Source organism: Bradyrhizobium sp. BLXBL-01 (assembly GCF_051853025.1).
Lineage (GTDB): Bacteria > Pseudomonadota > Alphaproteobacteria > Rhizobiales > Xanthobacteraceae > Bradyrhizobium.
In genome coordinates, this window is record NZ_CP182471.1 from 5,961,351 (window position 1) to 5,974,665 (window position 13,315).

Below are 13,315 nucleotides of genomic sequence, written 5' to 3' on the forward strand. Positions count from 1 at the left end.
TTCATGCCAACCACGCGACGACAATTCTTGAACCTCGCCGGAGGCGTGACAATCGCCGGGACGATTCCAATCGTAACGCTGCGCCCGATTCAAGCGACGCCGGCGATGCTCAACACCGCGATCCGCAACGTCGTCGGCGAAGCACAGCTTCGCAGCGGCCGGGTCAAGCTCGACATTCCGCCGCTGGTCGAGAACGGCAACACGGTGCCGATGACGGTCAGCGTGACGAGCCCGATGACGGCGGACGACTACGTCAAGAGCATCCACGTCTTCAACGAAAAGAACCCGCAGCCGAACATTGGCAATTTCTATTTTGGCCCATCTTCCGGCCGAGCCCAGGTCTCGACCCGGATCCGGCTCGCCGACACCCAGAAGGTCGTCGCGATCGCGCGCCTGTCAGATGACACGTTCTGGCAGGTTGCCGCCGAAATTGTCGTGACGCTGGCGGCATGCACCGAGGAGCTGAACTGATGTCCGCTCTCATCAACGTTCCCTCGAAAGCCAAACGCGGCGAGATCATCGAGATTCGCACGCTGACCTCGCACATCATGGAAACAGGCTTCCGCCATACCGCGGACGGCAAGCTCGTGCCGCGCGACATCATCACGAGCTTCGTCTGCCGCTACAACGGCGCCGAGATCTTTCGCGCCGACCTATTTCCGGCGATCGCGGCGAACCCATATTTGTCGTTCTTTACGGTCGCCAAGGAGAGCGGCAAGTTCGAGTTCGAGTGGATCGGCGACAACGGCTATTCGTCCACCGCATCGGCATCGATCACGGTCGAATGAGCTCCTGGCGCGCGATAGCGGTGGCGATATTGCTCGTCACGGGCCCCACCCTGCTCGCCGGAGAGATCCCGTCGGATGCGCGCCGCTCCGGCTATTCGTTCATGGGTCCGGACACGCGCGCGATGCAGGATGACGACACCGCCAATCCCGGCATGCTGTTCGTGCTCGACGGCGAGCAGCTGTGGAAGAAGACGATCGGCACCGCCGACAAGGCCTGCGCGGACTGTCATGGCGATGCGCGCAGCAGCATGAAGGGCGTCGCGGCGCGCTACCCCGCCTTCGACAAGGCGCTGGGGCGCCCAATCACGCTCGATCAGCGGATCAATCTCTGCCGCGCCAATCACCAGCAGGCGACGCCGCTGCCCTACGAGAGCCGCGACCTGCTCGCATTGTCCGCCTTCGTCGGCCACCAGTCACGCGGCATTCCGATCACGGCGGGCGATGATCCGCAAGCAAAGCCATTCGCCGAGCAGGGACGCGACCTCTTCATGCAGCGCGAAGGCCAGCTCAACCTTGCCTGCAGCAACTGCCATGACGACAATTTCGACAAGCGTCTCGCCGGCGCACCCATCACGCAAGCGCAGCCGACCGGATACCCGCTCTACCGCCTGGAGTGGCAGACGTTGGGCTCAGTAGAGCGTCGGTTGCGCAGCTGCATGAGCGGGGTCCGCGCCCAGGCCTATGATTACGGCTCGCCCGAGCTGGTCGCGCTCGAACTCTACCTGATGTCGCGGGCGCGCGGCCTGCCGATGGAAACGCCGGCCGTACGTCCCTGATGGCAGATTAGGACTAGGCAGGCGTGGTACGGCCGCTAGTATCCGTCCCAAAGAATATGAATCAAAGGGAGGATCTACATTGGCCAATTACGACATCTCGCGCCGTAGCCTGCTCAAGGGCACCGCCGCGGCCGGCGCGCTCAGCCTGACCGGCCTGCCCGCCCGCGCCGAGGTCAACTGGAAGAAATACGCCGGGACCAAGCTGGAGGTGATCCTCGCCAAGGGTCCGCGCGGCGACAACCTGCAAAAGAACATCAAGGAGTTCACCGAGCTCACCGGCATCCAGGTCGAGTCCGAGCAGATCCCCGAGCAACAGCAGCGCCAGAAGGTCGTGATCGAGCTCACCTCGGGACGGCCGAGCTTCGACGTGGTGCATCTCAGCTATCACGTGCAGAAGCGGCAGTTCGAGAAAGCCGGCTGGCTCGCCGACATGACGCCGTTCATGAAGGACCCGACGCTGACCGCACCGGATCTGGTCGAAAGCGATTTCTCGGCCGCGGGCCTGCAATACGCCAAGAACGACAAGGGCCAGATGCTGTCGCTGCCCTGGTCGGTCGACTATTTCATCCTCTACTACAACAAGGAGCTGTTCGAGAAGAAGGGCGTCGCGGTCCCCAAGACCTTCGACGAGATGGTCGCGGCCGCCGAAAAGCTCACCGACGCCAAGGATGGCACCTATGGCTTCGTCGGGCGCGGCCTGCGCAATGCCAACATGACGTTGTGGACCAATTTCTTCCTCAACTATGGCGGCGAATTCTTGGACGCCAAGGGCAATATCCAGACCGACGGCCCGGAAGCGGTCGCGGCCACAAAGCTCTATCAGACGCTGCTGACCAAGGTCGCCCCGCCCGGCGTCGCCGGCTTCAACTGGATGGAGTCGATGGCTTCCTTCACGCAAGGACGTTCGGCGATGTGGATCGACGGCGTCGGCTGGGCGCCGCCGCTGGAGGATCCCGCCGCCTCGCGCGTCGTCGGCAAGGTCGGCTACACCGTCGTGCCGGCCGGACCGAAGGGGCAGTATTCGGCCACTTACGGCGACGGCATCGGCATTGCCGCGGCCAGCAAGAACAAGGAAGCCGCCTATTTGCTCTGCCAATGGGTGGTCTCGAAGAAGCAGGGTGCGCGGCTGCTGCAGGCCGGCGGCGGCGTGCCGTTCCGCAACTCGATCCTGAACGATCCCGAGATCCAGAGCGGCGTGAAGATGCCCAAGGAGTGGCTGCAATCGGTGATCGATTCTGCCAAGATCAGCAAGCTCGGCCTGCCCGTCGTGATTCCGGTCGCCGAGTTCCGCGATCTCGTCGGCGCGGCGCTCACCTCGACATTGTCAGGCGCCGATCCCGCAACCGAGCTGAAGAAGGCGCACGAACAATATCGGCCGATCCTGGAGCGTAGCGAAAAGGCGTGAGTGCGTTGACACAATCGACTCCGGCCGCGGCTTCGACCGAGGCCGCGCCGGAGAAGGAATTGCGGCCGCCATCCTACTGGCCGTTCGTGGTGCCGGCGCTGGTCGTCGTGCTCGCCATCATCATCTTCCCGTGGGTCTTCACGATCTGGATGAGCCTGAACGAATGGAAGGTCGGCTCGCCCACCACCTTCGTCGGATTCTCCAACTATCTGCGGCTCACGAGCGATCCGCGCTTTCTAGAGGCGGTCGGCCACACGCTGGTCTACACCGTGCTGTCGGTGGTGCTGCCGCTGATCCTCGGCACACTCTCTGCCGTGGTGTTTCACCAGAACTTCGCCGGCCGCGGATTTCTGCGCGGCATCTTCATCATGCCGATGATGGCGACGCCCGTGGCGATCGCACTGGTCTGGACCATGATGTTCCACCCGCAGCTCGGTGTGCTCAATTACCTGCTGTCGCTGGTCGGGATTCCCGCGCAGCTCTGGGTGTTTCATCCCGCGACCGTCATTCCCTCGCTGGTGCTGGTCGAGACCTGGCAGTGGACGCCGCTGGTGATGCTGATCGTGCTCGGCGGCCTCGCCGCGATCCCGACCGAGCCTTACGAGAGCGCGCAGATCGACGGCGCCAGCTTCTGGCAGGTGTTCCGCTTCATCACCCTGCCGCTGATCATGCCGTTCCTGTTCATCGCCGGCATGATCCGCATGATCGACGCGGTGAAGAGCTTCGACATCATCTTCGCGATCACGCAAGGTGGCCCGGGCTCGGCATCGGAGACGATCAACATCTATCTCTACAGCGTCGCCTTCACCTATTACGACCTCGGCTACGGCTCGGCCATCGCGGTCGTGTTCTTCCTGCTGATCGTCCTGCTCGCGGCGGTGATGCTCTACGCCCGCCAGCGCATGCTGTGGACCGAGATCGCGAGCGGCGCATGACACCCCGTCAGATCATGACACCCCGTCAGATCATCGGCAAAATCGGTCTGTGGCTGTCCGTGCTCGTCATCGTCTCGCCGGCGATCCTGTTCTTTCTCTGGATGCTCTCGCTGTCGCTCAAGTTCGAGGTCGATAATGCGGCCTACCCGCCGGTGTTCTTTCCGGATCGCATCGCCTGGAAGAACTATGCCGACGTGCTCGCCTCCAACCGCTTCCTGACCTATTTCATCAACAGTCTGATCGTCACCGGCAGCTCGACCGCGCTGGCGCTGCTGGTCGGCGTCCCCGCCGGCTACGGCATCGCGCGCATGGCCGCGCATAAATCCGCGATCGTGATCCTGATCGCCCGCATCACGCCCGGCCTATCCTATTTGATCCCGCTGTTCCTGCTGTTCCAGTGGCTCGGCCTGCTCGGCACGCTGGTGCCGCAGATCATCATCCATCTCGTCGTCACCGTGCCGATCGTGATCTGGATCATGATCGGCTATTTCGAGACGACGCCGATGGAGCTGGAGGAAGCCGCCCTGATCGATGGCGCCGGCCGCTGGCAGGTCTTCCGCCACGTTGCGCTGCCGATTGCCAAGCCCGGCATCGCGGTCGCTTTCATTCTCGCCGTGATCTTCTCCTGGAACAACTTTGTGTTCGGCATCGTGCTGGCCGGGCGCGAGACCCGCACCCTGCCAGTTGCGGTCTATAACATGATCTCGTTCGACCAGCTGAGCTGGGGACCGCTGGCCGCCGCCGCGCTGATCGTGACCTTCCCGGTGCTGCTGCTCACCGTGCTGGCGCAGCGGCAGATCGTGGCCGGGCTGACTGCGGGAGCCGTGAAGGGCGGATGAAAAATGAAGCGGCCGGACGCCTCCTCGTCGCCCGGCCGTTGCGATTTCGCCTTATTCCGCCGGCGCTGCCGACATCTCAGGATGCGCGGCGTAGTGCTCGCTGGCGCCGAGCTTGCTGGCGGCGAACAGGCCGGCGGCCACCACGGCGTAGGCCAGCGCGACCGCCGGCGTCACGCCAAAGCCGCCGCCAATACCGACGGCCTCGCCGTGCATGAAGCCGAAGTAAGTCAGCACCGCACCGACGAGCGCGAACGCCGAGGCCTTCTCGAAATCGCGCTCGATGATGAAGACGCCGATCGCACCCAGGATGAGGCCGCCGAGAATGGAGCCGCCGCCCATCACCTCTAGGCCGTGATAGAACACGCCCTGCTGCGGCAGCGCGGCAATCGCGGCCGCCTTGACCGCATCGGCCTTGTCGGCCGCCAAGCCGCCGACGCTGGCTGCCGCATTCATGGTGGAGCCGAGCATGGTGTCGATCTGGAGCTTGGCCCAAGCGGCCAAATGCGGCGTCAGCGCCAGCACGATCGCGGGCGCATGCTTGACCGGCGTGGTCTGGAACGCCTGCGCGCCGATCAGCATGCCGATGTAGAGCAGGATCGGCGAGATCGCGACGACGGGCACCAGCGCCAGCAGCACCGAGATGATGCCGAACCAGGACAGCACCACCACCATGATGCCGGTCGCCGCCGAATAGCCGATGCGGCCGCCCATCGCCTTCCATCCGGGATGGCCGATATAGACGGCGTTGATGAAGGGATTGCCCATCAGGCAGCCGATCAGGCTGACGACGCCGTCGGCGGTGAGCACGCGCGTGGTCGGATAGTCGTCGCCGGCCGCTTCCGCGCTCTCGACATTGTCCATGGCCTCGACGAGGTCGTAGATGCCGAACGGAATGGCGGTGACCAGGATGATGCCGAGGAACTCGAAGCCGGAGAAGACGTAGGCCACGGCCGGGATCGGCACCGAGAAGCCGAAATTGGCAAAGGCCGCGCCGACACCCGCGATGCTCAGGCCGCCGAGACCGAGCCCGAACAGGTTCGAGCCCCAGGCGATGATCATGCCGGCCGCGATGGCGACGAGGCCCGCGGGAATGCCGCGCCAGTATTTCACGCCGCCGAACCAGCTCAGCAGGATGATGGCGAAGCAGACGAGGCCGATCTGCGGCGTCATGTACATCTCGAGCGCCGGCCGCATCGAGATGAAGGTGACGGAAACGCCGGCGAGCGTGCCGAGCAGCGCCGCGCGCGGCGTGATCTTGCGGATGAACGGCGCGATAAAGCCGCCGATCATCAGGATAAAGCTCTGGAAGAACACCCAGACGAGACCCGCCGACCAGCCCTTGAGCGGATCGCCGGTCTTGAGCGTGATCGGCAGCATGATCACGAAGGTGACAATGAACATGTGCGGCACGCTGACGCCCGACGGCAGCGCGCAGACGTCGTTGCGGCCGGTCTTCTGGGCGAGGCGATAGGCGAGATAGGCGTAATAGAAGGTGGACAGGCACATCATCAGCCCCAGCGCGGGCAGGATGCGGCCGAACACGAGGCTATCGGGCATCTTCAGCACGAAGCGCAACAGGCCCGTGAGCACCAGCATGTTGACGAGGATGTTGGTGCCGAAGCCGAAAAACGCGTTCCAGTCGCCCGATGTCCATAGCGCCGGCTTGAATCCAGACTTGCCGGCCGTCCCCGTCAATGTGCTCATGATAGTACCCCCTATGTGGTCGAAATCTTCATCGCCTCCAAAACTGCGGCTGAATCCGCGACCCAGCCGAAGATGCCGCCCTGGGCCTTGATCATCTTCAGGCCCATCTCGTGAAACTCGGGGAAGTAGGACGCACAGCCATCGGCGATGACGACGCAGCGATAGCCGCGGTCATTGGCCTCGCGCACCGTGGTATTGACGCACACTTCCGTGGTGACGCCGCACACGAGCAAATTCTCGATGCCGTATTTCTCCAGGACCTCGCCGAGCTCGGTCGCGTAGAAGGCGCCCTTGCCGGGCTTGTCGATCACGATTTCGCTGTCGAGCGGATAGAGCTCGGGAATGATGTCGTGGCCGGCCTCGCCGCGAATGAGGATGCGCCCCATCGGACCGGGATCGCCGATGCGAAGGCTCGGCGCGCCGCGCTCGACCTTCGCCGGCGGCGCGTCGGAGAGATCGGGCAGATGGCCCTCGCGCGTGTGGATGACCAACATGCCGCTGTCGCGCGCCGCCGTCAGCACTGCGCCGATCGGCTTCACCGCGCGCGCGAGCTGGCTGACGTCGTTGCCCAGCGTCTCGCCGAAGCCGCCGGGCTCCATGAAATCCCGCTGCATGTCGATGATGAGAAGCGCGGTGGCGGGCCAGTCGAGCGTGATCGGCTCGGGCTCGGCGCTGACGACGCCCTTTGTCGGCTTGGCTGAGTTCAACATGACGGCCCCGCGAGAACTCTCCTGGCCGGGAGTTCTGCAAGTGCCGTGCCATTGTGTACAATTGCGGTCCGGAGCACCGCGCGAGGAAATTTTCTGCGCTATCAGAATGTTATCGGAAGAGCCCGCGCCTGCTCATTCGCTGTGCGACGGCTTTGCGACGTGCATTTGCTTAAAGGATAAGCGGGCCACGACTCTCGTTCCGCCGTCATTCCGGGGCGACGCGTCAGCGTCGAGCCCGGAATCCATCGGGCCGCGGTACGCGAGGTGAAATGGATTCCGGGTTCGCGCTACGCGCGCCCCGGAATGACGAGCAGAGGCTACCGCCCTGCCCCATACAGCCGCCGATACTCCTCCTCATACGGCGCATAAGAGTCCTTCAGCGTGGCCGCGTTGAGCAGCATGGTTGCGACCATCGTGCCCGCTTTGTCGAACACGCGCGTCTTGACCCAGGCGCTTTCGGTGCGGCGGCTGGCCGAGAGCGCGACCACCTCGCGCTCGACTTCGTATTCTTCGTCGACGAAGAGTGGGCCCTTCAGCAGGCGGATCTCCTGGTCGGCGAACAGACCGACGGCCGGGCCCTTGGCCGGCAGCGGATCGTCCTTGGAGCGGTACTGGAACAGCACGCTCAGCATCTCCATCGGGATGATCGGCTTGCCCCACGGATTGTCCGCGCCCGAATAATACGGCGAGCGCTCGGTGATGACGGCGAGCTTCTGCCGAAGCGAGAACGGATAGAGGTCGCCCATGTTCTGGTCGAACGCCATGCGCACCGTTTGCCGCTTGCCGGTCACACCGACTTGCACGTCGCGAAGGATCACCGGGTCGCCGAGCGGCTTAAGCTCGCGCAGACGCAGACCAAGAGCCGTTGGACTGTCGACGATGGAAGCCGTGCCGCGCAGCACCTCGGTGCCGTCCCGCTTGACCATTTGAATTTGACACTCCGGTTGCTCAGCCGAAGAAGCCATCAGGATCGCCTGCACCTCTTCACCCTCATAGCAGACGCTGCGATAGTGGGCAGAAAGGCAACCTCTTTCGAACCAGACCTGCCCCCATTGCCGCTCGCAAAGCGGGGCAAACTGGCTGAAATGCGTCGGGCCCTCGATCGTCCCGCCCTTGAAGCCGAGCTTCTGCGCGGTGGCGTCGTCATGGATCGAGGCATGCGCATCGTAGGTTTGCGCCTGCAGCATCTGTCGCGGCCGGCGCCACGGCCCGACCAAGGCGCCGCCGGTCTGAGTGATCTCGGTGTCGAACGCCATCATGTTTTCTCCGCGTGCAAGCCATGACTAGCAGGAGCGCCACGGATGCGGCCAGCGATATTGACTTCGCGGGCCCATCCTTTTGACTGTCACAATTCGCATCGCGCAGCCGCACTCCCTCCCGCAGCGCAAACCCCACGCCGAGCCAAGAGACGAGGACTTCCGAAATGACGCTGTTGCAGGTCGAGCTGGACGACAAATACCGGCTCGCATCGAAGCGGATCTTCCTGTCCGGCACGCAGGCCCTGGTCCGCCTGCCCATGTTGCAGCGCGAACGCGACCGGCTTCAGGGCCTCAACACCGGCGGCTTCATCTCGGGCTATCGCGGTTCCCCGCTCGGCATGTACGACCACGCCCTGTGGCGCGCGAAATCGCATCTCCAGCAGCACGACATCGCCTTCGTGCCCGGCCTCAACGAGGATCTCGCCGCCACCGCCGTCTGGGGCAGCCAGCAGGTCGGCCTGTTTCCCGGCGCCAAGGTCGATGGCGTGTTCGGCATCTGGTACGGCAAGGGCCCGGGCGTGGACCGCTCGGTGGATGCGCTCAAGCATGCCAATGCCGCCGGCACCTCGCGCAATGGCGGCGTGCTCGCGCTCGCCGGCGACGACCATGGCTGCCAGTCCTCGACGCTGGCGCATCAGAGCGAGCAGGTGTTCGCGGCGGCGCTGATCCCCGTCATCAACCCGGCAACGCTCCAGGACTATCTCGACCTCGGCCTCTACGGCTTTGCGCTGTCACGCTTCTCCGGCTGCTGGGTCGGCTTCAAGGCGATCAGCGAGACCGTCGAGAGCTCGGCCTCGATCGACAGCGACCCGGAACGCATCAGGATCGCGCTTCCCGACGATTTCGAGATGCCGCCCGGCGGCCTCAACATCCGCTGGCCCGATCCGCCGCTGGAGGCGGAGAAGCGACTGTTCGGGCCGAAGATGGCGGCGGTGCAGGCCTTCGCCCGCGCCAACCAGCTCGACCGCATCGTGCTCGATTCCAAGCCCGCACGGCTCGGCATCGTCGCGACCGGCAAGGCCTATCTCGATCTGCGCCAGGCGCTCGCCGATCTGGGCATCACCGACAAGGACGCGCAGGACCTGGGCTTGCGCATCTACAAGGTCGCACTGACCTGGCCGCTGGAGGAAAGCGGCGCGAAGCGCTTCGCCGAGGGCCTGCAGGACGTGCTGGTGGTCGAGGAGAAGCGCGGCTTCATCGAAGACCAGCTGATGCGCATCCTCTACAACGTCGATGCGTCGAAGCGCCCGACCGTGACGGGCAAGCGCGAAGAGCGCGGCGCACCGCTGTTGCCGAGCGAGGGCGAGCTGACGCCGACCATCGTCGCTGGCGCGCTGGTGGCGCGCTTGCGCAAGCTCGGCCATCACAGCCCGGTGCTGGAGCAGCGCCTGGCCCGGCTCGAGGCCTTCGACAATCCGGTCACGACGAGCACGCCGATCAAGCTCGCGCGCACGCCGTTCTTCTGCTCGGGCTGCCCGCACAACACCTCGACGCGCGTGCCCGAGGGCAGCCGCGCCATGGCCGGCATCGGCTGCCACGGCATGGCCCTGAGCATGCCGACCCGCCGCACGGATTTGATCTCGCATATGGGCGCCGAGGGCGTGAACTGGATCGGCCAGTCGCCCTTCACAACCGAGAATCACATCTTCCAGAATCTCGGCGACGGCACCTATACGCATTCCGGCTTGCTGGCGCTGCGCGCCGCCTCCGCGGCCGGCATCAACATTACGTATAAGATCCTCTACAACGACGCCGTCGCCATGACCGGCGGCCAGCCGGCCGAAGGCGCCTTCAACGTCGCGCAGATCGCCCATCAGGTCTGGGCCGAAGGCGTCAAGCGGCTCGCGATCGTCTCGGACGATCCGAGCAAGTATCCGCAAGGCAATTACTTCCCGCAAGGCGCGACCATCCACCACCGCCGCGAGCTCGACGCCGTGCAGCGCGAGCTGCGCGATATCAAGGGCCTCACGGTCATCATCTACGACCAGACCTGCGCCGCCGAGAAGCGCCGCCGCCGCAAGCGCGGGCTCTATCCCGATCCCGCCAAGCGTGCCTTCATCAACGAGCTGGTCTGCGAAGGCTGCGGCGATTGCTCGCAGGCCTCCAACTGCGTCTCGGTGCAGCCGCTGGAAACCGAATTCGGCCGCAAGCGCCAGATCGACCAGTCGAACTGCAACAAGGACTTTTCCTGCGTCGAGGGCTTTTGCCCGAGCTTCGTCACCGTCCATGGCGGTTCGTTGAAGCGGATGAAGACGTCGGCTGTGGATTCAGGCCAGCTGTTCGCCGATCTGCCGCTGCCGCCGGCGCGTGAGCTGGACGGCCCCTACAACATCCTGGTCACCGGCATCGGCGGCACCGGCGTCATCACCATCGGTGCCCTCCTCGGCATGGCCGCCCATGTCGACGGCCGCGGCTGCTCGGCGCTCGACTTCACCGGCCTGTCGCAGAAGAACGGCGCGGTGATGAGCCATGTGCGCATCGCACGGAGGCCGGAAGATATTTCCGCGGTCCGCATCACCACGGGCGGCGCCGACGTCATCCTCGGCTGCGACATGATCGTCTCGGCCGGCCGGACGGCGCTGAGCCGGGCCGAGCGCGGCGTGACCAAGGCCTACATCAACGCCGATCTGCAGCCGACCGCGAGCTTCGTGCAAAACCCCGATCTCGACTTCGAGATGGGCGCGATGCAGACCGTGCTGCGCGACGCCATCGGCGACAACAACCTCGACATTATCGACGCCACAGGCATTGCCGCGGCGCTGATGGGCGATTCCATCGCGACCAATCCCTTCATGCTCGGCTTCGCGTTCCAGAAGGGCGCGATCCCGCTGTCGCTGGAGGCCCTGCTCCGCGCCATCGAGATCAACGGCGCCGCGATCGAGATGAACAAGCTCGCCTTCACCTGGGGCCGCCTCGCCGCCCATGACATGTCGCGCGTGCGCAGCGTGCTCCAGTTCAAGGCTCGCGCGTCCGCGCCGACCAAATCGCTCGACGACATCATCGCGACGCGCGCGGAATTCCTGACCTCCTATCAGGACAAGGCCTATGCCGACCGCTACCTTGCAGCCCTCGCCAAGGTGCGCAAGGCGGAGAGCGCGGTTTCGCCCGCGTCAACCGAGCTCACCGAAGCGGTTGCCAAGAACCTGTTCAAGCTGATGTCCTACAAGGACGAATACGAGGTCGCCCGGCTCTACACCGACGGCAGCTTCGCCAAGAAAGTGTCGGAGAAATTCGACGGCGATTTCACGCTGAAGTATCATTTGGCACCGCCGATCTTCGCCAAGCGCGACAAGGTGACCGGACATCTGCAGAAGCAGGAGTTCGGCAGCTGGATGATCCACGCCTTCCGCGTGCTGGCAAAACTCAAATTCCTGCGCGGCGGCGCGTTCGACCCGTTCGGCCGCACCGAGGAGAGACGGACGGAGCAGAAGCTGATCGAGGACTATTTTGCCATGATAGATCGTTGGATCGCCGGGCTGAGGGCGGAGCAGATCCCGCTGCTGGCGCGGCTCGCGCGCGTGCCGGAGACCATCCGCGGCTTCGGGCATGTCAAGGAAGCCAGTATCAGGCTGGCGGCCGCCGAGACGGCGCGGCTCGAGGCGGAGTTCGAGAACAGCCGCTTTGCGGCGGCGGCGGAGTAGCGGTTAAAGGCGCACAGCTCTCGCCACCGTCATTGCGAGGAGCCCTCGCGACGAAGCAATCCAGAGTCTTTCCGCGGAGACAGTCTGGATTGCTTCGCTTCGCTCGCAGTGACGAGATCGTGGACACGTGCTCGCCACACCTTCTGCATCATCGCTGGACCGGGCGATTCAGTACAGTTCAGCGCGCCGGCTTGCGCTCTACGGGATCGATATCGATCGTCCGCAGGCGGCCGAGCCGCAGCACGTCCATGGCGAGCCGGCGACCGATCCGATCGCGGTCGAGCACGCGGATCAGGTCGTCGACCCCGTTGATCTCGACGCCGTCGAGCCTGATCACGACGTCGCCGGGCAACAGGCCTGCCTTGGCTGCCGGGCCGTCCGGCTCGATCTGCATCAACAGCGCGCCCATCTTGTTCTCGACGCCGGCCAGCACCGCGTGCCGCCGCGGCACCGGTGCGGTCTGCCCGGCGACACCGATATAGGCGCGACGGACATAGCCGTGGCGGATGATCTCCGACAGCACGAATTGCGCGGTGTTGCTGGCGACCGCGAAGCAGATGCCCTGCGCGCCGTTGATGATCGCCGTGTTGATGCCGATCACCTCGGCATGCGACGACACCAGCGGCCCGCCGGAATTGCCGGGATTGAGCGCGGCATCGGTCTGGATCACGTCCTCGATGGTGCGCCCGCTCACCGAGCGGATCGAGCGCCCGAGCGCCGAGACCACGCCGGCCGTCACGGTGGATTCGAAGCCGAGCGGATTGCCGATCGCGATCACGAGCTGGCCACGCCGCAACGTCTTGGAATTGCCGAGCGCGGCATAGGGCAGATCGCGCACGCCGTTGGCGCGCAGCAGCGCAAGATCAGTGTCGGGATCAACGCCGAGCACCTGGGCGTCGCCGACACGGCCCTCGACGTCGCGCAGCCGGATCTCCTTCGACGTGCCGACGACATGGCTGTTGGTGAGCACGAGTCCGTCCGGCGAGATCACGATGCCCGAGCCGAGCCCGCCGCGCTCGCGTCTATCAGGCACTTTCGGCCCGGTCTCGACCCGCACGACCGCAGGGCCGACCCGGTCGGTGACGTCGATCACGGCATTGGAATAGGCGTCCAGCAGCGCCCGGTCATCGACCGGGGCGGCCGCCGTCTTTCGCGATGACGGTACGTCATCGGCGATATCTGAGGTGAAATCCAACATGGCAAGAGTCCTTGAGGCTCACACAAATGGTGGCCTGTTCCCGCCGGCGCAAGTGGCCCG

Annotated in this window: 11 protein-coding genes; 7 read left to right on the forward strand and 4 right to left on the reverse strand. The window is 64.9% G+C overall.

Translation table 11 applies throughout. The features are described 5' to 3' along the window. Positions 1–3: 3 nt before the first annotated feature. From ACNJYA_RS27665 to ACNJYA_RS27690, 6 genes are all read left to right on the forward strand, one after another. Positions 4–471, forward strand: coding sequence for a SoxY-related AACIE arm protein (locus tag ACNJYA_RS27665; RefSeq protein ID WP_439363894.1), 468 nt, complete (start codon positions 4–6; stop codon positions 469–471). Beyond that, positions 471–788: a thiosulfate oxidation carrier complex protein SoxZ gene (gene soxZ, locus ACNJYA_RS27670; RefSeq protein ID WP_172783886.1), complete on the forward strand. Its 318-nt coding sequence runs from the start codon at positions 471–473 to the stop codon at positions 786–788. Before ACNJYA_RS27665 ends, soxZ begins: the two co-directional genes overlap by 1 nt. Further along, positions 785–1,564 carry a sulfur oxidation c-type cytochrome SoxA gene (soxA, locus tag ACNJYA_RS27675; protein ID WP_439363895.1) on the forward strand — a complete coding sequence of 260 codons (780 nt, stop codon included), beginning with the start codon at positions 785–787 and terminating at the stop codon, positions 1,562–1,564. Before soxZ ends, soxA begins: the two co-directional genes overlap by 4 nt. A gap of 79 nt (positions 1,565–1,643) precedes the next feature. Next, the gene (locus ACNJYA_RS27680; RefSeq protein WP_212254732.1) at positions 1,644–2,969 is read left to right on the forward strand and encodes an ABC transporter substrate-binding protein; all 1,326 of its coding nucleotides are present in this window, start codon (positions 1,644–1,646) and stop codon (positions 2,967–2,969) included. Next, positions 2,966–3,904, forward strand: coding sequence for a carbohydrate ABC transporter permease (locus ACNJYA_RS27685; protein WP_172783883.1), 939 nt, complete (start codon positions 2,966–2,968; stop codon positions 3,902–3,904). The genes ACNJYA_RS27680 and ACNJYA_RS27685 overlap by 4 nt, the downstream gene beginning before the upstream one ends. Before the next feature lie 14 nt (positions 3,905–3,918). Next, positions 3,919–4,743, forward strand: a complete 825-nt coding sequence (locus ACNJYA_RS27690) for a carbohydrate ABC transporter permease (RefSeq protein ID WP_172783882.1) — start codon at positions 3,919–3,921, stop codon at positions 4,741–4,743. A gap of 51 nt (positions 4,744–4,794) precedes the next feature. Here ACNJYA_RS27690 and ACNJYA_RS27695 read toward each other — a convergent pair whose 3' ends face one another. From ACNJYA_RS27695 to ACNJYA_RS27705, 3 genes are all read right to left on the reverse strand, one after another. After that, positions 4,795–6,447 (reverse strand): regulator, encoded by a 1,653-nt coding sequence (locus ACNJYA_RS27695; RefSeq protein WP_439363896.1) that lies wholly within the window; start codon positions 6,445–6,447, stop codon positions 4,795–4,797. 11 nt (positions 6,448–6,458) lie between these two features. Then, positions 6,459–7,157 carry a cysteine hydrolase family protein gene (locus ACNJYA_RS27700; RefSeq protein ID WP_439363897.1) on the reverse strand — a complete coding sequence of 233 codons (699 nt, stop codon included), beginning with the start codon at positions 7,155–7,157 and terminating at the stop codon, positions 6,459–6,461. A gap of 317 nt (positions 7,158–7,474) precedes the next feature. Beyond that, positions 7,475–8,416: a hypothetical protein gene (locus ACNJYA_RS27705; protein ID WP_260382711.1), complete on the reverse strand. Its 942-nt coding sequence runs from the start codon at positions 8,414–8,416 to the stop codon at positions 7,475–7,477. A 164-nt stretch (positions 8,417–8,580) separates the two neighbouring features. On the opposite strand from ACNJYA_RS27705, the gene ACNJYA_RS27710 reads away from it, so the two are divergent. Further along, positions 8,581–12,057 carry an indolepyruvate ferredoxin oxidoreductase family protein gene (locus tag ACNJYA_RS27710; RefSeq protein WP_439363898.1) on the forward strand — a complete coding sequence of 1,159 codons (3,477 nt, stop codon included), beginning with the start codon at positions 8,581–8,583 and terminating at the stop codon, positions 12,055–12,057. Positions 12,058–12,235: 178 nt separating this feature from the next. On the opposite strand, the gene ACNJYA_RS27715 is transcribed toward ACNJYA_RS27710, so the two are convergent. Continuing rightward, on the reverse strand, positions 12,236–13,255 hold the full coding sequence (locus ACNJYA_RS27715) for a S1C family serine protease (protein WP_439363899.1): 1,020 nt from the start codon (positions 13,253–13,255) through the stop codon (positions 12,236–12,238). Between the last annotated feature and the right edge of the window lie 60 nt (positions 13,256–13,315).

What these genes read in the sequence shown, in the direction of transcription:
- soxA (WP_439363895.1), top strand. Translation starts at nt 785, where the DNA reads ATGAGCTCCTGGCGCGCGATAGCGGTGGCGATATTGCTCGTCACGGGC.
- ACNJYA_RS27710 (WP_439363898.1), top strand. Translation starts at nt 8,581, where the DNA reads ATGACGCTGTTGCAGGTCGAGCTGGACGACAAATACCGGCTCGCATCG.
- soxZ (WP_172783886.1), top strand. Translation starts at nt 471, where the DNA reads ATGTCCGCTCTCATCAACGTTCCCTCGAAAGCCAAACGCGGCGAGATC.
- ACNJYA_RS27690 (WP_172783882.1), top strand. Translation starts at nt 3,919, where the DNA reads ATGACACCCCGTCAGATCATCGGCAAAATCGGTCTGTGGCTGTCCGTG.
- ACNJYA_RS27665 (WP_439363894.1), top strand. Translation starts at nt 4, where the DNA reads ATGCCAACCACGCGACGACAATTCTTGAACCTCGCCGGAGGCGTGACA.
- ACNJYA_RS27695 (WP_439363896.1), bottom strand. Translation starts at nt 6,447, where the DNA reads ATGAGCACATTGACGGGGACGGCCGGCAAGTCTGGATTCAAGCCGGCG.
- ACNJYA_RS27700 (WP_439363897.1), bottom strand. Translation starts at nt 7,157, where the DNA reads ATGTTGAACTCAGCCAAGCCGACAAAGGGCGTCGTCAGCGCCGAGCCC.
- ACNJYA_RS27715 (WP_439363899.1), bottom strand. Translation starts at nt 13,255, where the DNA reads ATGTTGGATTTCACCTCAGATATCGCCGATGACGTACCGTCATCGCGA.
- ACNJYA_RS27705 (WP_260382711.1), bottom strand. Translation starts at nt 8,416, where the DNA reads ATGATGGCGTTCGACACCGAGATCACTCAGACCGGCGGCGCCTTGGTC.